We start from the raw sequence: 17,757 nt of genomic DNA, 5'->3' as shown, positions 1-17,757 counted from the left end.
GGCTCATCCACCGACTGGAACCTCCAAGACCACACGCTGCGCCGGCCGGAGCGGCTTCAGGCCCAATCGGTTTTCAGCCTCGTCGCGAATTCGCGACGGCGAAGACAGCCGCGAGTACTCCAGCCTCAGCCTCGAATTCGAATCGCGAGCGGTCTGTAGCTCTTCGAGATTCCGGCTGATCTCGTAGCCGATGTCATACGTCTGGAGCCGGCACCAGACGTAGCCCAGGAGGAGAAAGGCGTTGAGAAGGCCGAGGACGGCCAGTTTCAACTTCACCCCGGCAGCGCCTCCACACCGCGGAGCTTCGCGCTGCGCGAACGGGGATTCTCCCGCCGTTCACGAACGGAGGGCGTGAGAGGTTTCCGGGATAAGAGTACAAACTTCGGGGAATCTCCCCGGCTCGCATCGCGAAAAGCATGCTTCGTTCGACGGTCCTCCAGCGAGTGATAGGTGAGCACGAGGAATCGTCCACCCGGCTTCAGGGCTTGAATCGCCTCCCGCAGGCCCTCCTCCAGGGCTTCCATTTCCTCGTTTACGAAAATCCGGAGGGCCATGAACACCTTCGTGGCCGGATGAAGACGGCCGCGTCGCGGCCCCACCGCGCCCGCCACGCAGTCGGCGAGATCGCGCGTAGTCCTGATGGGGTTTCGCCTTCGCCGACGAACCAGGTCTCGGGCCACCCGGCGCGCGAACCGCTCTTCACCCAGGTCCTTGAAAATTTCGGCCAGCCGGTCCTCACGCTCCTCCGCCACCACATCGGCCGCCGTCGTCGGGAGCGTGCGGTCCATCCGCATGTCGAGCGGCCCGTCCGCGCTGAGGCTGAATCCCCGTTCGGGCGAGAGGAACTGCCGCGTGCTCCCGCCCAGATCGAAGAGGATGCCATCCGCTTTCGCCTCCTCGCGCGAAAAGGCCGGCGCCTCTCGCAAGAGAGATTGCAGACGGCGGAAGTTTCCACGCACGGTCTGAAAACGATCACCGAACCGGCGGAGACGATCCCGCGCCGAACGGATCGCATCGTCATCGACGTCCACGCCGACGACAATGCCGTCCGGCGACGAGGCCTCCAGGATCGCCTCCGAGTGACCGCCGTCGCCCAGCGTGCCGTCAACGTACACTTTGTTCGCCGACGGGTTCATCCACTGAACCACTTCGTTCACCATCACCGGTTGGTGTTCCCACGCCTGGCCCGCTGGACTCATGCCCCACCCGAAACAGCCGCTTCGCGGTCCTTCTCGAGCTGGGCCAACCAGCGCTCGCGTGCCCAAATTTCGAAATAGGTCGTCATCCCCACGATCACCACGTCCTGCCTGAGGTCCCCCGCTTCGCGCAGATTCCTCGAAACGAGAATCCGGCCCAATCGGTCCACCTCGCATTCTTGCGCATTGGCATTGATGGAGCGGATCGTCCGAATCGCCGCGGGATCGGCAAACGGAAGGAGATCCAACTTCTCGCGGTTTCGGTCTTCCATCTTCTCCCACACGGCGAGCGGAAAGGCCCTGAGGCACCCATCGTAGTGGCTCAAAACAAGGCTGTCCGCGGCATAAGCTTCCTTGAGAAGTTGCCGAAATCTTGAGGGGATACTGAGACGTCCCTTGGAGTCAATTGTGTGGACGAAACTGCCTCTGAAACTGTCCATGTGCCTCCGTCAGATCCGTACGGTATTTCATACCATTTCATGGGACAATATACAATTCTGTGGTTTTCTTGTCAAGTAATATCCCACGATTGCCTATAAAGAGGCTTTTGCGGCGTTGGGAAACTTAAAGTGGAATGTGAGGTTCGACCGGGACTGACGCGGGAGCCGTTGAGTCGCCCGAAGTCTTGGCACGGGACCGCGCAACATGGGGGCGTTTGACACGCGGACGAAAATTGGGATAATCCGCCCGCTCGATCGGACCCGATCGAGATATTGAGACCGGGCAAAGCACAATCACAAACGACATCCCATGAAAATCAGGGTGGATCAGATACCGCAGGAAGGCATGTCACTTCGCGTCGAGATGGATGTCGACTGGCTCAAGCATCATCAGAAGCGGAGCATGGTGGATGATCTCACGTTTACCCGGCCGCTCGAAGCCGAGATCCACCTCCAGCGAAGCCATCGAGACGTGCTCGTAAGGGGATCACTTGCTGTCACGGTTCAAGCCGTTTGCGTGCGCTGTCTGGCGGAGTTCCCCTGCCCGCTCCGATACAAGTTCGACCTTCTGTGCGTCCCCCGCAAGGAGGTGGTCGAAATGGAGGACGAACCCGATCGAGCCTCCCACCGGCGGGGCGGCCATCGAAATGCTCCACACGGCCGTGGCGCCGGTCGCGCCGACGTGGAACTCTCGGCGGAGGAGATGGGGACGGAAGCCTACTTTTCTGGTATGATCGACCTCGATCCGATGATCGAGGAACACATGAACCTCGCCGTGCCGATGCGATTCCTCTGCCGTGAGGAATGCAAAGGCCTGTGCCCCCGGTGCGGCGCAAACCTCAACCCGGGAGCCTGCGGCTGCCCCCGCTAGGGGCGTCCGAGGCTCCGCACGACTGTCAGGAGTTCACATGCCAAATCCCAAGCGCAAACATTCACGGTCCCGAACGCTCTCGAAGCGGACCCATACGGGCCTGGCCGTGCCGGCCTCCTCCAAATGCCCGAAGTGTGGAAACGTGAAGCGCCCGCACACGGTCTGCCCCCAGTGCGGAACGTACAAGGAACGCGAAATCTTCCCGGCGGAAAAGTAGGCCCTTGACCCCGAAAATTCTTCCCGTCGCGGTGGACGCGATGGGCGGCGATCACGCGCCGATGGCCGCGGTGGACGGCGCCATTCAGGCCGCCCGCGACCTCAAGATTCCGGTGCTCCTCGTAGGCCGCAAGAACACCGTGGATCATGAGCTGAAGCGCTTCTCCTATTACGACCTCCCCATCGAGGTTCTGGACGCCCCCGATGTGGTGGCCATGGACGAGAGCCCCGCCAAGGCCATCCGTCGGAAAGGTTCGTCCATCGTGGTGGGACTTGAAGCGGTAAGGAATGGAAAAGCCTCTGCCTTCGTCAGCGCGGGCAACTCCGGCGCGGTGATGGCGTGTGCGCTCTTCACCCTGAAACGGCTCGCGGACATCGAACGGCCCGCCATCGCCACCCCCGTTCCGACCAACAACTCCACCTGTCTCCTCATCGACGCGGGCGCGAATGTCGATTGCAAACCGCAACACCTCCGGGATTTCGCCGTGATGGGCGCCACGTACATGAAGGCGCTCCTGGGTAAATCGGCCCCCACGGTGGGGCTCCTCGCGAACGGCGAAGAGGAATCCAAGGGAAACGACTTAACCCAAAAAACGGCGGAGGCGCTGAAGGCGGCGCCCGTCCGGTACACCGGCTACGTGGAAGGGCGGGACATTTTCAAGGGTAAGGTCGACGTGGTCGTCTGCGACGGTTTCGTCGGCAATGCGATCCTAAAGGCCAGCGAAGGTCTCGCGGAAATGATCCTCTCGCTCATCAAGACGGAGCTCACCAAATCAACCTTCCGCAAGGTGGTGTCGGCCGTCCCAGCGCTCTATCTCAAGGAACTTGCGAAGCGACTCGACTATGCCGAATACGGCGGGGCGCCTCTTCTGGGCGTGCGCGGCATCACCATCATTTCGCACGGCGCTTCATCGCCCAAGGCCATCCGCAACGCCGTCCGATCCGCTTCCGAGCTGGCGCACAAGGACTTGATCGGCCAGATGGAACGGGTGTTTCACCACATGGTCAAGAACTGACGTGGGCAACATCATCGCCGGCCTCGGAAGCGCCCTGCCCGAGCGACGCCTCACGAATGCCGACCTCGAGAAGATGGTCAAGACCTCGGACGCCTGGATTGTCGAACGGACCGGCATCCGGGAGCGCCGGATTGCCGCGGAAGGGGAATCCAGCTCGATTTTCGGCGCGCGCGCGGCGACGGCGGCGTTGCATCAGGCGAAAGTGCGCCCGGAGGATCTGGACGGCATCATCGTCGCCACGACGACCCCGGATTCCATCATGCCCAACACCGCATGCCTCATCCAGAAGGAAATCGGCGCGACCCGCGCGTTCGCCTTTGACCTCTACGCCGCCTGCTCCGGATTCGTTCACTCCCTCTCGGTCGCCGATTCGATGCTCAAGTCGACCGACGCGGGGAAAATACTCGTGGTGGGCGTCGATCTCCTCTCGAAAGTGACGGATTGGCAGGACCGCGGAACGTGCATCCTGTTCGGCGACGGCGCGGGCGCGGCGGTCCTCTCGAAGAACGGACGCTCGTCGCGCGGAATCGTGTCGTTCCATCTGGCCGCCGATGGCAAGGGCGGGAATTTCCTGTGCATCCCCGGCGGCGGATCGGCCCGGCCGCCGAGCTTGAAAATGCTGGAAGCGCGCGAGCAGTTCATCCATATGAACGGACCCGAGGTCTTCAAGTGGGCCGTGCGCGCCACCGAGGCCGCGATCCGAAAAGAGATCGAACGCAACGGCCTCAAGCCCGACACCGTGCGCCTCCTGATGATTCACCAGGCCAATCTCCGGATCATCCGATCCATTCAGGAAAGACTCGGATTCAAGGACGACCAGGTGTTCGTGAATATCGACAAGTACGGCAACACGTCGGCCGCTTCCCTGCCGATCGCCTTGGATGAAGCCTCACGAGAAGGCCGCCTGCGCGAAGGAGATGTCGTGATCCTGGCGGCCATGGGCGGAGGGCTGACGTGGGGCGCGATGACCCTCCGATGGTAAGTAGAAAAATTGCGCTCATCTTCCCCGGCCAGGGGAGCCAGTACGTCGGCATGGCGAAATCGCTGTACGACACGGACGCCGACTGCCGTGCCCTCCTGGAGCGGGTCGATCCGGCCCTCGGCACCGCCCTCCTTAAACTCATGTTTGAGGGGCCGGAATCGGAACTCACCCTCACCGCGAATACCCAGCCGGCCATCCTCGCGGCAAGCGTGGCCGCGCTCCAGCATCTCAGAAAGAGTTTCGACCTCACGCCCACCGCATGCGCAGGGCACAGTCTCGGAGAGTTTTCGGCCCTCGTGGCCGCCGGAGCGATGGAATTCGCCGATGCCCTCCAATGCGTGAGGGAGCGTGGCCGGTATATGCAGGATGCGGTTCCGCCCGGTCGGGGCGCCATGGCGGCCGTGCTGGGACTCGATCGTGCGGCGCTGGACGAGGTTTGCCGCAGTGTGTCCTCCGGAAACGGCGTCGTCTCCCCCGCCAACTATAACGGGAGCGGACAGATTGTCATTGCCGGAGAGGCGGCGGCGGTCAAGAAGGCGGGTGAAGAAGCCCGCGGGCGGGGCGCCAAGAGGGTGATTCCCCTCTCCGTGAGCGCCCCCTTCCACTGCTCCCTGATGCAGCCCGCCGCGGACCGCATGCAGGAGCTGCTTGCGCGGTTCACCTTCCGGAAACCTGCGATCCCGGTCTACTCGAATGTTACGGCCCGTCCTCACCCGGCGCCGGATGACGCCTCTTTTGCTCAGGAGGCCCGCCGCCGGCTGACTCAACAAATCGTGTCGCCTGTGCTATGGGAAGATACGATCAAGCACATGAGCGAAACGGGCGTGGAGATTTTCTTGGAAGTCGGCCCAGGCCAGGTCCTGACGGGCCTCGTCCGCCGTATCGCCCCCCAGGCCGCATGCATTGCCATGGAGTCGGCGGGATGGAACGAAAAACTGAGGCAGGCCCTCTCCACGGCGTACACGTCTCATGCCGCCTGAATCGAGTGTGAATGCGACCCCCGAAAAACCCCTGTCGGGCCGGGTGGCCCTCGTCAGCGGGGGAAGCCGGGGCATCGGTCGGGAGATCGTTCGACTTCTCTCCGCAAGAGGGGCCAAGGTGGCGTTCACGTTCAGGTCGAACAAAGACTCGGCGGATCGGGTCGTGCAGGAGCTGAAATCGGCCGGAGCGGAAGCGCGCGCCTACGGGTTCGACGTGGCGGATACCGGCGAGGCTCGGAAGATGTGCCTCGAACTTGACGGACAATGGGGAGGCGTTCAAATTCTCGTGAACAATGCGGGCGTCACCAAGGACAATCTCTTCATCCGGATGTCGGATGACGAATGGGATGAAGTCATGCGAACCAATTTGAAAGGGGCCTTCGCCCTGAGTCGGGCGGTTGCCAAGGGTATGATGAAAAAACGCTGGGGACGCATCATCAACATTGCGTCCGTTTCCGGGCTCTTCGGAAACGTCGGGCAGACGAACTACGCGGCGTCCAAGATGGGCCTCGTGGGTTTCACGAAATCGCTGGCGCGGGAGCTGGCCGGACGCGAGATCACCGTGAACGCGGTGGCCCCGGGCTTCGTGGAAACCGAAATGACGGAGAAGCTCCCCGAAAAGGCGAAAGAAAACATGAAACAACAGATTCCACTGGGACGTTTCGGGCGGCCGGAAGAAGTCGCCGAAATCGTCTGTTTTCTGGCCTCGGACAAGGCCTCGTACATAACGGGACAAGTCGTTTCCATCAACGGCGGCTTGTACATGTGACCATAAGGTTTCCCGCCCCAACGTGGGCGGGGGACAGGGAGGAACCCCATGGTAGCAGCAGCAAACACCGAACAGCGCGTCAGGGAAATCATCGCAGAGCAGCTTGGAATGGACGTGGACGAAGTGAAGATCGACTCTTCCATCGTGGACGATCTGGGCGCCGACTCCCTGGACATCGTGGAAATGATGATGTCCCTGGAGGAGGAATTCGGCATTGAAATCCCCGAGGACCAGGCGGAGAAAATCAAGACGGTCAAGGACGTCACCGGCTATATCAAGCAGCATCAGTCCCAGTAGCGAGTGAGCAACCGGCCCTCTCCGGGTCCGGTGCGCAGGCGGGTGGCGGTCACGGGCCTCGGCATCGTGTCCCCGCTCGGCACCGGCGTGAGCCAGAACTGGACGGCCCTCATGGAAGGGAAGTCCGGTATCGGCCGCATCAGCCAGTTCGATGCGTCAACGTATCCCACCCAGATTGCCGGCGAAGTGCGGGATTTCAACCCGGAAAACTATGTCGAAAAGAAAGAGGCCCGCCGGATGGAGCGCTTCTCCCAATTCGCCGTGGCCTCCGCCCGGATGGCCGTCGAAGACGCGAAGCTTTCGATTGCCGAAAACAATGCCTCCCGCGCCGGTGTCGTCATTGGAGTCGGCATGGGCGGTCTTTCCATGATCGAGAAAACCCATTCGACTCTGGTGGAACAAGGCCCCAGGCGCGTGACGCCGTTCTTCATCCCCCTCGTCATTCCCAACATGGCCGCCGGGCATGTTTCCATCCAGCTCGGCGCCAAGGGTCCGAATCTGTGCACCACCACGGCCTGCGCCGCGGGCAGCCACGCCATCGGCGAAGCCTTCCGCCTGATCCAGAACGGCACCTCGGATATCATGCTCGGGGGGGGGGCGGAATCGGTCGTGTGCCCTTTGGCCATCGCCGGATTTGGCTCAATGAAGGCGCTCAGCACTCGGAACGGTGACCCGCAAAAAGCAAGTCGTCCTTTCGAGAAAGAGCGCGATGGCTTCATCCTGGCCGAAGGCGGCGCAGTTGTGGTCCTCGAAGAATGGGAACACGCCGTGAATCGGGGGGCGAAAATCCTTGCGGAGGTCGTCGGCTATGGCCTCAACGGAGATGCCTATCACATGACCTCCCCGGCGCCCGAGGGCGAAGGCGCAGCTCGTTGCATGCAGATGGCTCTGGACGATGCCCAGGTCGGTCCGGAGGCGGTCGACTACATCAATGCCCACGGCACTTCCACCGAATACAACGACATGAACGAAACGGCCGCCATCAAGAAGGTCTTCGGCCCGCGCACCGCGAAACTCGCCGTCAGCTCCACCAAATCGATGACCGGTCACCCCCTCGGCGCAGCCGGGGCCATTGAGGCCGTCTACACCGTTCTCGCCATTCAGAATCGCATGCTCCCTCCAACAATCAACTACGACACTCCCGATCCGAAGTGCGATCTGGACTACGTCCCGAACACGCCCCGCGCCCAAGAGATCCGCTACGCCCTCTCCAACTCCTTCGGCTTCGGCGGCACCAACGCCTGCCTGCTGTTTAAGCGGTCGTCTTGAGCGAATTGGCCCTTTGGTCCCAACTCTGAGATAATAACCGGGATGGGCATTCGCGATTCGGTCAGTGAAGCGGGCACCGTGGTGGTGGCCAAGCTCGAAGATCTCATCAACTGGAGCCGGAGCAATTCGCTCTGGTACATGCTGTTTGCCACCGCGTGCTGCGGAATCGAGCTGATGCAGTCCGGCGGGCCGCGATTGGACCTCGATCGCTTCGGTATGATCTTCCGCGCCACGCCGCGGCAGTCCGATGTGATGATCATCGCCGGAACGATCACGTACAAAATGGCGACACGCGTCCGCCTTCTTTGGGAACAGATGACCGAGCCCAAGTGGGTCCTCTCGATGGGAAGCTGCTCCAACTGCGGCGGGCTCTTCGACCTCGGCTATTCCGTCCTCCGCGGCGTGGACAAAGTCATTCCGGTTGACGTGTACGTCCCCGGATGCCCTCCCCGACCCGAAGCACTGGCCGACGGCCTGATGTATCTCCAAAAGCTCATTCGTGAAGAGCAACCGCTTCGTCATCGCGGTACGCGCAAGCCGTACGTGGTGCCGACCTCCAGGATGGGGGAAGTGTCCGCCTCAGGCGGAGAGGGCACGAGCCCGGAGCGGCCACCGCAACCCATGGCATCCATCCCCACTTGATATGGACACAACGGAACATTCTTTGGCCGGCGGATCACTCCCCACACCTGGGCCCCCGTCCGGAGATTCGAAACAACCCTTCGCCGTAACCGAGAAAGCCGCCAAGCGGCTGATTGATCTTCTAAAATCTAAAAATGTGCAGGACGAGAGCGGCCGTTACGGCCTCCGAATTCGTGTCGTGGGCGGCGGGTGCAATGGCATGCAGTACAAGATGGACCCCGAAAAGCGGGCGCGTCCAACCGACAAGATTTTCGATGCTCCGCTGAACGTACGGGTATTCATCGACATGAAGAGCCTGATCTATCTCAAGGGAACGGTCCTCGATGCCGGTTCCAATCCTCTCGCGGGCACGTTCGAGTTCAAGAATCCGAACGTCAAAAGCTCCTGCGGCTGCGGCCTCTCCTTCCAGGCGTGATCGCCTGACGCGTTCGAGCTTGTTCTTCTCACTCCATCGCACCCTCATCCGAACACATGCGGCCCTACTGGCCTTGAGCTCGATCCTCGTATCGGCCTGTCCTTCCTCCTTCCCTCGCGTGCGCGTGTCCGATGAGAACGGAAGGGTCGAAATCCGCGGGCCGGAGGCGACCATCGAGATTTCTCGATCCGAGGGTGGACTGATCTTCCATACCGGAAACGGAGAGGTGAAGGGCGCGAAACCTGCCCTGTTCTTCTCCCTGGCAGGCAAGCGCGTGCCCATCACCGCCGTCTCCGGATTCGAACGCGAGGGTGACGACGTTCACTTTCAGTGCCCCACAACCGCGGGCGATGCGACGCTGAAACTTTCCTTCCCTCTCAACGGCGTCGCACGATTGAATCTCACCCCGCCGCCAGGCGCCGCCAATGCTGCCGGATTGCGCCTTCAATCCCCACCCAACGAAATCATCTATGGCCTGATGGAACGGATCGCCTCAAACCCCGTAACCAGCGAGTTCATCCCGGCGGAGTTGGGGTCTCTCGACAGGCGCGGCCTCATCGTCCCGATGCGCGTGGCCAACTCGGTGGCGCTCTACACTCCGTTCTTCCAGACCTCGCGCGGCTACGGGATCTACGTGGAGGGAACTTCCATCGGAACGTACGATCTCGCCGCCACCGAGCGCGAAGCCATCGATATCCAGTTCGAAATGCCGCCCGGCGTCCGAACCTGGACTTTCGATTTCATCGGCGGGCCGACGCACGACCGGATTCTCGACCGCTACACCACCCTCACGGGCCGCCCGTTCCTTCCCCCTGAATGGGCCTTCAAGCACTGGCGATGGCGGGATGAACACCGCACCGCGCCGCCTGCCCTTCTGGACGGAATCGAAATGAATGCCGATGTGGTGGACGACGTGACCCACTACGAGGCCCTCGATATCCCCGTCGGAAACTACACCATCGATCGTCCCTGGGCCACGGGCGATCTTCCGGATCTCCCTATTCCCGAGGAACCCGGTTTCGGCGATCTCGTATGGGACGAGACCCGCTTTCCGAATCCACAGCAGATAGTCGATGCGCTCAACGCGCGCGGCTATCACGTCTTTCTCTGGGTGGCGCCCTGGGCCACCGGCGTCAACACCCATCGCGAGGCGACGGATGGAGGTTTCCTCGCTCCAAGCTCCCGTTTCATTATCGACTACACCAACCCGGACGCCGTCCAATGGTGGATCGATAAAATTACACCGCTCGTCAGGATGGGTTTCGCCGGTCTTAAGCTGGATCGCGGCGACGAAGATGTTCCCGACGCGGTGACGGACATCTACAGCGATGGTCGAACCGGCCGTGAAGTGCGCAACGACTATCCGGTCCTGTTCGCCAAAGTGCACCACGACATCATGCGAGCCGAACGCGGAGACGACTTTCTCGTTTACCCCCGCGCCGGCTACGCCGGAAGCCAACAGTGGGCTGTATTCTCCGCCGGCGACATCCCGGGCAAAAACATTCTGGGCGCTCCGACCGATCTCGGACTGCGTTCGGCTATCCTTGCGGTTCAATACAACGCGTTCAACGGGTTCCCCATCTGGGGATCCGACACGGGCGGCTATGAGCAGTTCGGCGATCGTGAGCTTTTCGCCCGGTGGATCGAGTTCAGCGCCTTCTGCCCGATCATGGAAATCGGAGGGGTCGGCTCCCGCGCCCCATGGGACATGCCAACCAATCCCCGCTACGACACTGAAATGATCGACATTTACCGCATGTACGTAAAACTTCACCACGCGCTCGTGCCCTACACCTACCGCCACGCCCAGGAAGCGCATCGGAGCGGGCGCCCCATCGCCAAGCCGCTCGTCTTCAATTATCCCGATGATCCCCGCGCCAAAGATCTTTGGGAGGAGTTCCTTTTCGGCGACGATATTCTGGTCGCTCCCGTGTGGAAAGTGGGGAAGCGCACACAGAGTGTCTACCTCCCCAAGGGCAAATGGGTCGACTTCTGGAACCGGTCACGCCGGCTCACCGGACCGGTGGACTTCGAAGATCCGGTGCCTCTCGATCGCATCCCCATCTTCATCCGGGCCGGAGCGTCTGTGCTCGATGATCTTCAAGCCCCCTGACCTCTTCCGCCATTTCCTGCGGGACAGCGTCGCTAGACCCTCTCGCGCAATCACGCGGGCTAAAGCCCGCGGCTACCGAGAATGTGCATTCAGGGTAGGCGCAGGCTTTACGCCTGCGGGAGACTCGCGCCAGGCATCCATTTTGCTCGAAGCCCTGATATTCGCGGCGCTCGCCGTATCCTGCGGTTGCACCGCCGATACCCAAAGTCGTCCCGAAGGGTGTCGGACGCTGACGGTGGAGGATAAGCCGGGCGCGGACTGGGCCTGTGAGGACTCGAAGAGCTGCACCGGGGACTATCTCGCCTTTCCCGCCATCGCCGCCCCGTACGCAAGCCCCATCACGGAGGACGAACTAAACCGGAAACTTTCCGACATCCCGGCGGGTCGAACACCCATCGTTGCCGAACCGATGCCGGCCGAAACGCTCCGGGAGATGCTACTCGACCGCCTGAACATGCGCTTCCTTGAGGAAGGACTGGACAACCGTCCACTCAAGGTCGCCATCACCGGGGAAACCTCATCCGCCGAATACGAAGAGACCGCGCTCCTATTCGAAGATCCCCTTGTCGGAACCTTCAAAGGCATCCTCCTTACTCCGAAAACAGGCGGGCCATCCCCCGGAATCGTCGCCCTCCACGGCCACGGTGACACCGCGGAAATCTACCGCGACACCTTCCACGGAAATGAATACCCCGCGCACGGTTACGCAATCCTCATGCTTACCCTTCGAGCCATGAACATCGACGCAGATGAACACGAGGTCACGCGGACGCTTCTCCTGAACGGTTTCAACCTGATCTCGTTGCGGGTGTACGAAAGTCTCCTCGGCCTCCGGTACATACGTTGCCGGGAGGATGTGGACCCCGACCGCGTCGGCCTCATTGGTCATTCCGGCGGCTCGAGCACCGGCAACCTGGCGGTGCGCATCGATCCCAAGCTCAGGGCCTTCGTTTCAGACCACCAAGTGGACTGGTACAAGTCGGGCGACGACGAGCCGTACCACTGCGAAACCGCGCCGGACATCTACCCTTACTTTGAATTGATCAACGACTTCCCGACCTCGCCCACCCCCATCCTTCAAGTTCCCTACGGGTACCTCTTCGGCATGAAACCCATCTGGGATTTCTTCAAGGAGCGACTCACCAGGCCCCCGACATCCGAATAGCCGGCGCAGACCGTGGCCGCTCCCGAAGACGCAGGCACAAAACCTGCGCCTACGCGGTCGGTCTTGGTAGCCGCACCCTTTATGGGTGCGTCCTTGGACGTTGGGGGAAACTCAAATCGTGCCCGCGCCGAGCATACCGCTGCGGCTCAGTCCGTCTAGGTCTTGTCAATCAGTTTCTGAAGCTCACCCTTCTGATGGAGTTCCGTGATGATGTCACACCCGCCGACAAATTCGCCGTTGATGAAAATCTGGGGCACCGTGGGCCATTTGGAGTAGTCCTCCAAGGCCCCCCACAGGTCATCGTCCTCCAGCACGTTTACGTCTTTGAACGGGACGTTGTACTGTTTGAGAACTTCCACCGCCCGCGCGGAGAACCCGCACTGCGGAAAATCCTTCTCACCCTTCATGTAAATGATGACCTTGTTCCCCTTAACCTGCTCTTCGACTTTCTTGACGAGTTCCGTTGGTGCCATGTTCACCTCGCTGATTTCGGAGTTACGACTCTGATATGACCGTGTTGATGGACAGCGCGTGGATCCCGCCGCCCTGGGCTTCCATGTCGTTGTGGAGTATGGCGTAGATCATCCGGTGTTGCTCCACGAGGGACTTGCCCCTGAATTGGGGAGCGGTCACCGTGACCTGCCAGTGATCCATCGTCCCCGTCAGGTCCTTTACATCCACACGGGCGCCGTCCAACGACGCCTGGATCTTCTTGATAATGATTGTCGCATCCATGTAACGCCGGTATTGTACCAGAAATCCGTGCGTCCATTGACAACCCCGGCACGGCAAAGATAGTCTCGTCCGCATGCGGTGGACGTTCAAGGATCGCGTGGTGGTGATCACCGGCGCCTCCGCCGGGATCGGTCGTGCCACCGCCCTTGCCTTCGCCCGGGAAGGGGCAAAGCTTGGACTCATCGCGCGCACGTCGAGCGCGCTGGAGGAGGTCCAATCGGAAGTTCAGAAGGCCGGCTCGATCGCGTACGTGGCCCGAGCGGACGTCACCCGTCCCCGGGAAGTCGAGCAGGCCGTCGATTCGATCACGCGAGCTTTCAAAACCATAGATGTCCTGGTCAACAATGCCGGATACGGCGTCTACGGCTATCTGCTGTCCGCCCCCATCGAGGAGCACCGCGAGATGCTCGAAACAAACCTGTTTGGAGTCCTCAACATGATCTACGCGGTCGCCCCCATCATGAAATCGAAGAAGTCCGGCATGATCATCAACATCTCGTCCATGGCGGGCCTGCGGCCCATTCCCAAGTTCGCCACCTACAGCGCGTCCAAGGCGGCGTTGAACGCCCTTTCGGACGCCCTCCGAAGCGAGCTCAAGCCGTACGGCATTCATGTCATGGCCGTGTGCCCCGGAATCACATCCACCGACTTCCAGAAAAGCGCGAAGAGATTTGGGAAGAACGCCGATCTGCGGCGCCCCTCTCCACGACTCTCCAACACACCCGATGAGGTCGCGCGCGCCGTGGTCGAAGGAGCGTCGGGCGCCGAACGGTTGGTCATCCCCGGCATGATGAACAAGTTGGGCGCGGGACTGGACTGGCTTGCGCCATCCGGACTCACCGAGAGGCTCATGGATCGCTTTCTCCGAATCAAGGCGGAGTAGCCGGATGCAATATCGCGAACTTGGAAAAACCGGACTGCGCGTTTCCGAAATCGGCCTGGGGTCATGGGGGATCGGCGGAACCTGGTGGGGCGGACCGCAGGACGAAAACTCGCGGCCCGCCATCATCCGGGCCATGGAACTGGGAATCAATTTCCTGGACACCGCGCTGGTGTACGGCGACGGCCACAGCGAACGGCTCATCGGCTCCATTCTCAAAGAAACGAAACAGCCGGCCTACGTGGCAACGAAGGTCCCCCCGAAGGACTACCACTGGCCCCCGGACAATCCCAATATTCTGAAGACCTTCCCCGTGAAGTGGGTGAAGGAATGCGTCGACAAGAGCCTGAAGAATCTCCAGCTCGAACAGGTGGATCTCCTCCAATATCACGTCTGGCACAAGGATTGGGCTTCACAGGACGAATGGAAGGAAGCCAAGGAGAAACTGAAGGCGGAGGGTAAGATCCTCTTCTTCGGCCTCTCACTCAACGATCATGATCCCGACTGCGGCGTCGACGCCGTGGCAACGGGAGAAATCGACTGCGTGCAGGTCATCTACAATATTTTCGATCAATCTCCGGAGCAGAATCTGTTCCCCGCCTGCCGGAAGCACGAAACCGGCGTCATCGCACGCTGCCCATTGGACGAAAGCGGGCTCACGGGAAAATTGACCTCCAAAACGACGTTCGCCGAGGGTGACTTCCGCGGGCGATATTTCAAGGGCAAACGACTCACGGAAACGGTGGATCGGGCCGAAAAATTGAAATTCCTGGTTCGTGATGACGTTCGCTCCATCGCCCAGGGCGCGCTCAAATTTGTCCTCAGCCCTCCGGCGGTCTCCACCACCATTCCCGGTATGCGCCGGTCAGAACACGTCGAGGAAAACGTTCGGGCTTCCGGTGGGTCGCCTCTGTCTGAAGACGTGCTCGAAGAACTCAAGAAGCACGCCTGGCCGCGCAACTTCTACGGCGGATAACTTTCTTGGGGCCTATCGGGCAGGAGGGGCGGAGAAAACGAAATCGCGGACATAAGTTCCTGTGGCTTGGTCCACATACGGCGAGTCTTCAAAGTAATTCAGAACAACAATCCTGTAAGTTGTTACGTCACCAGGCCCGGCAGTTCGGAGATAGATTTCGGTCTGGTACGTACAATCATTTCCTTCCAGGTGGAACGCTTCAGAATAGCAGTATCCCGGAGTACGTTCCGGATTGCCGCCTGGGGCGAACCACATGTAGACCACGACGGGAGGCGAATTGGCATGTTGCACCTTTGACGGAGGTAGCATCCACCTGTCTGTACGGCGCAAGGTGATTCCCTCAAATCTATCACAGGATTGGGCGAACCCTGCCGTAAATGACAAGGGGAGCCTGTAGTCGAACAGTTCTTGTCGATAGTCGTCGTTGGATTCGACTACATGCGGACCACCGAATTCGAGGTCGATCACCGAACCTGGATATCGTATCTCTTCAAACTCTTTGCCTAGAAAAGTCCCCTTAAGCTCGTCGTCTGGTTGCGACTTGCACTCACAACTATACGGCTTGCCCGGGCATGCGTTGTCGACAACTTCAGGTTCTTTTTCCTCGGCTGAGCTGGCTTCGGCCCTCGGTGGATTTGAGACTTGGTTGTTGCACCCGGCGATCAGCAAACCAGTCAGAAGAACCGCGATACCCCTCCAACCTAACGGCTCAACCATTTGTTCAACGCGGCGCTAGGGAAACGGCAGCACCGCGCTCTCCCCGGAACGGCGTGCAATCGAAGGTAACCTACACGATGTGCCGATCCGGCAAGGAGCATACAACTGGCCTCCCATGTCTTCCCAGTCGTGCCAGCCATTCTCATACCACCTTTGTTTCAGAGCGCCATCCGTTCCCCGAGCAAAGACGTCAACACGTTCGTACCCCCACGAGACGGCGCCGGGGTCGGACGTCAGCACTCCACCCAGATTTACCCAATCCTGCCAGGCGCCGTCGTACCGTTTCTGATACAACGCGCTGTCTGTTCCCCGCGCGAAGACATCAATCCGACCTGAACCCCACGATGCTGCGGCGGGTCCGGAAGTAAGAACTCCTCCTAGATTTACCCACCCGTGCCAGACACCAATGACCGTGCCGGGTTCGAGATCGTACCACCTTCGCGGAGGAAAGTGCCGGTGCCGACCTCAGAATTCAGAAGGAGCTTCAGGCCGACGCCGGTGAACCCACTGCCAGACCCACCCTCGCTGCATGCCGCGCCAAGGACAGCGAAGCTGAGAACTACGAGCAGATACCCCGCCCTGCTGACGAATCGCCCTTGCCTACAAATGATGCACCTTCTCGTTCCTCCTCTACGCCTGCCCCCAATGTTCTCATGTGCTGCCACGGTGCGTAGGAGCCGCTCATTTGTTCTTGGAGGTTTCTTATTGGCGGCAATGCGCACGGGCCAAAGATTCTTTTCCAAGGGTGGACTTAGCTCTTCGGGGATCTTCGGCGCTCCCCCATTCCGTACGCTCCTTGCATTACCCCACACGCGTTGACTCATGTGAAACGGGTATCAGAAAATGCCGCGGAATGTCAAGCGCAAAATGCCTCCGGTCAGATCGCCGCGTCGAGGGTGTCGGGTCCCGTCTCGGCGCCGGGTGCGCCGAACTTCGGGCGCTGGTCGTGCCGGATAACCGCCATCGAAACCTTTTCCTTCAATTCCGACCGCGTATGCTGAAGCGTGATGTAGATCTCCTCTCGAACGGGCCCGGATTCGGCAATGGTCAGAACGCCGTGCTCAAGGAAAGTCTCCACCTGCCACGCTCCATCCACCAATCCATTGACCATTCGGTCCACGAAGCGGGGCAAGTCCACGTCTCCCCCGGTCTTGCCGGGAAGGCCCAGCACGCATTCGCGCACGGAAAGCTTGGCCAGCGTTTCCATGACGCTTCGGTAGAGCTTGAAGACCTTGAAGTAGGTGAAATCGCGCCGGTCGCCCATACCCACAAGCAGCATCTTCCGGCTCTTGAAGAAGGGCAGCGGCGCATAGAGAATTTGGTCCTGGTACGCCCCCGTGAGGTAGCCCGCGGAGGCGAGCCGCGAGAGACCGCCCAACTCGTGCCAATCCACCCACCCCGTCCCTCCCCTCAGCGGCCGTTCATCCGCGAAGAGCGGCAGAACAATCATGTCCGCCGGAATGTCCAGCAGGCTTTCGACGGTCAGGATGACGCGCACGAGTACCGCGCCGACAATGTTTGGGTCCGGTACCGCGCTGGGACGCGGTACAGTAGCCCCGCTCCCAATCTATTCTTTCGAATGAGGGCGGGGCGTACGCACCATGTTGCCAAACGCATACTGCCTTTCATCTCGTGACAAAGCCTAGGCGACATGGTGCGCGGTGGAACCGGAGCTCAAGACGCGGTCCAGAATGCCGTTCACAAACCCACCGGAATCCGCAGTCCCGAATTTCTTGGCGACTTCGATCGCCTCGTCGATCGCCACCTTCGGCGGGACGTCCTTGCAGAATCGCAATTCATAGACGCCGAGGCGGAGAACATTTCGATCCATGATGTGCAGCCGGTCCAGCCGCCAGTTCTCGAGCACCCGGCCGATCAGGTCGTCGATCTCCCGTGCGTGTGATCCGACGCCTTCCACCAGGACCTTGGCGCGATCGGATTCGGACTTGCTCCATCGGCTGTGACTGCAAATCTCCGACAGGATGGAGTGGGCGGGAAGTGCGCGGAATTCGCTTTCGTAAAGTACCTGCAAAGCCAGTTCCCGTGCTCTGCGACGCGCCCCCATCGGCGAGGCCCGG

21 protein-coding genes are annotated in these 17,757 nt (G+C 60.8%); 14 read left to right on the top strand and 7 right to left on the bottom strand.

Going from position 1 to position 17,757, the window contains the following annotated elements:
- Positions 1–3 precede the first annotated feature (3 nt).
- Genes HYT87_09130 through mraZ form a run of 3 tightly spaced genes read right to left on the bottom strand, consistent with a single transcriptional unit; the run spans position 4 to position 1,636 of the window.
- Positions 4–276 (bottom strand): cell division protein FtsL, encoded by a 273-nt coding sequence (locus tag HYT87_09130; GenBank protein MBI2059919.1) that lies wholly within the window; start codon positions 274–276, stop codon positions 4–6.
- The gene (gene rsmH, locus HYT87_09125) at positions 273–1,199 is read right to left on the bottom strand and encodes a 16S rRNA (cytosine(1402)-N(4))-methyltransferase RsmH (protein ID MBI2059918.1); all 927 of its coding nucleotides are present in this window, start codon (positions 1,197–1,199) and stop codon (positions 273–275) included. The genes HYT87_09130 and rsmH overlap by 4 nt, the downstream gene beginning before the upstream one ends.
- On the bottom strand, positions 1,196–1,636 hold the full coding sequence (gene mraZ, locus HYT87_09120; GenBank protein MBI2059917.1) for a division/cell wall cluster transcriptional repressor MraZ: 441 nt from the start codon (positions 1,634–1,636) through the stop codon (positions 1,196–1,198). Before mraZ ends, rsmH begins: the two co-directional genes overlap by 4 nt.
- A 346-nt stretch (positions 1,637–1,982) precedes the next feature.
- On the opposite strand from mraZ, the gene HYT87_09115 reads away from it, so the two are divergent.
- The 12 genes from HYT87_09115 to HYT87_09060 all read left to right on the top strand — a co-directional run bounded on the left by HYT87_09115 (position 1,983) and on the right by HYT87_09060 (position 12,371).
- Positions 1,983–2,507: a DUF177 domain-containing protein gene (locus tag HYT87_09115; GenBank protein MBI2059916.1), complete on the top strand. Its 525-nt coding sequence runs from the start codon at positions 1,983–1,985 to the stop codon at positions 2,505–2,507.
- Between the two features lie 37 nt (positions 2,508–2,544).
- The gene (gene rpmF / locus HYT87_09110) at positions 2,545–2,724 is read left to right on the top strand and encodes a 50S ribosomal protein L32 (protein ID MBI2059915.1); all 180 of its coding nucleotides are present in this window, start codon (positions 2,545–2,547) and stop codon (positions 2,722–2,724) included.
- A gap of 4 nt (positions 2,725–2,728) precedes the next feature.
- The gene (gene plsX, locus HYT87_09105) at positions 2,729–3,739 is read left to right on the top strand and encodes a phosphate acyltransferase PlsX (protein MBI2059914.1); all 1,011 of its coding nucleotides are present in this window, start codon (positions 2,729–2,731) and stop codon (positions 3,737–3,739) included.
- A 1-nt stretch (position 3,740) separates the two neighbouring features.
- Entirely contained in the window at positions 3,741–4,721 is a 981-nt protein-coding gene (locus tag HYT87_09100) for a ketoacyl-ACP synthase III (GenBank protein ID MBI2059913.1), read from the top strand.
- Positions 4,715–5,701: an ACP S-malonyltransferase gene (fabD, locus tag HYT87_09095; GenBank protein ID MBI2059912.1), complete on the top strand. Its 987-nt coding sequence runs from the start codon at positions 4,715–4,717 to the stop codon at positions 5,699–5,701. Before HYT87_09100 ends, fabD begins: the two co-directional genes overlap by 7 nt.
- A complete protein-coding gene (gene fabG, locus HYT87_09090; GenBank protein ID MBI2059911.1) occupies positions 5,691–6,470 on the top strand; it encodes a 3-oxoacyl-[acyl-carrier-protein] reductase in 780 nt (259 codons plus the stop codon). Before fabD ends, fabG begins: the two co-directional genes overlap by 11 nt.
- A 48-nt stretch (positions 6,471–6,518) precedes the next feature.
- On the top strand, positions 6,519–6,767 hold the full coding sequence (gene acpP / locus HYT87_09085) for an acyl carrier protein (GenBank protein MBI2059910.1): 249 nt from the start codon (positions 6,519–6,521) through the stop codon (positions 6,765–6,767).
- 30 nt (positions 6,768–6,797) lie between these two features.
- A complete protein-coding gene (gene fabF / locus HYT87_09080; protein ID MBI2059909.1) occupies positions 6,798–8,036 on the top strand; it encodes a beta-ketoacyl-ACP synthase II in 1,239 nt (412 codons plus the stop codon).
- 42 nt (positions 8,037–8,078) lie between these two features.
- On the top strand, positions 8,079–8,678 hold the full coding sequence (locus HYT87_09075) for an NADH-quinone oxidoreductase subunit B (GenBank protein ID MBI2059908.1): 600 nt from the start codon (positions 8,079–8,081) through the stop codon (positions 8,676–8,678).
- A 1-nt stretch (position 8,679) separates the two neighbouring features.
- Entirely contained in the window at positions 8,680–9,093 is a 414-nt protein-coding gene (locus HYT87_09070; protein MBI2059907.1) for an iron-sulfur cluster assembly accessory protein, read from the top strand.
- A gap of 73 nt (positions 9,094–9,166) precedes the next feature.
- Entirely contained in the window at positions 9,167–11,206 is a 2,040-nt protein-coding gene (locus tag HYT87_09065) for a hypothetical protein (protein ID MBI2059906.1), read from the top strand.
- 142 nt (positions 11,207–11,348) lie between these two features.
- Positions 11,349–12,371, top strand: coding sequence for a hypothetical protein (locus HYT87_09060; GenBank protein ID MBI2059905.1), 1,023 nt, complete (start codon positions 11,349–11,351; stop codon positions 12,369–12,371).
- A 155-nt stretch (positions 12,372–12,526) separates the two neighbouring features.
- On the opposite strand, the gene grxD is transcribed toward HYT87_09060, so the two are convergent.
- Together grxD and HYT87_09050 are read right to left on the bottom strand one after the other, a co-directional pair.
- On the bottom strand, positions 12,527–12,844 hold the full coding sequence (gene grxD / locus HYT87_09055) for a Grx4 family monothiol glutaredoxin (protein MBI2059904.1): 318 nt from the start codon (positions 12,842–12,844) through the stop codon (positions 12,527–12,529).
- Between the two features lie 22 nt (positions 12,845–12,866).
- Positions 12,867–13,106: a BolA/IbaG family iron-sulfur metabolism protein gene (locus tag HYT87_09050; protein MBI2059903.1), complete on the bottom strand. Its 240-nt coding sequence runs from the start codon at positions 13,104–13,106 to the stop codon at positions 12,867–12,869.
- Positions 13,107–13,179: 73 nt separating this feature from the next.
- Between HYT87_09050 and HYT87_09045 the strand changes: the two genes are divergently transcribed.
- Together HYT87_09045 and HYT87_09040 are read left to right on the top strand one after the other, a co-directional pair.
- Positions 13,180–13,989 carry an SDR family oxidoreductase gene (locus HYT87_09045; GenBank protein ID MBI2059902.1) on the top strand — a complete coding sequence of 270 codons (810 nt, stop codon included), beginning with the start codon at positions 13,180–13,182 and terminating at the stop codon, positions 13,987–13,989.
- 4 nt (positions 13,990–13,993) lie between these two features.
- Complete coding sequence (locus tag HYT87_09040) at positions 13,994–14,962, top strand: aldo/keto reductase (protein MBI2059901.1); 969 nt, start codon at positions 13,994–13,996, stop codon at positions 14,960–14,962.
- A 1,594-nt stretch (positions 14,963–16,556) separates the two neighbouring features.
- Here the strand turns inward: HYT87_09040 and HYT87_09035 are convergent.
- Positions 16,557–17,177, bottom strand: coding sequence for a hypothetical protein (locus tag HYT87_09035; GenBank protein ID MBI2059900.1), 621 nt, complete (start codon positions 17,175–17,177; stop codon positions 16,557–16,559).
- Positions 17,178–17,321: 144 nt separating this feature from the next.
- On the bottom strand, positions 17,322–17,744 hold the full coding sequence (nusB, locus tag HYT87_09030; GenBank protein ID MBI2059899.1) for a transcription antitermination factor NusB: 423 nt from the start codon (positions 17,742–17,744) through the stop codon (positions 17,322–17,324).
- Positions 17,745–17,757: the final 13 nt, after the last annotated feature.

This window comes from Nitrospirota bacterium, from assembly GCA_016180645.1.
In the GTDB taxonomy this organism is placed as follows: Bacteria; JACPQY01; JACPQY01; order JACPQY01; family JACPQY01; genus JACPAV01.
Note: the sequence above shows the minus strand (reverse complement) of the source record. Positions and strands in the feature narration are given on the sequence as shown.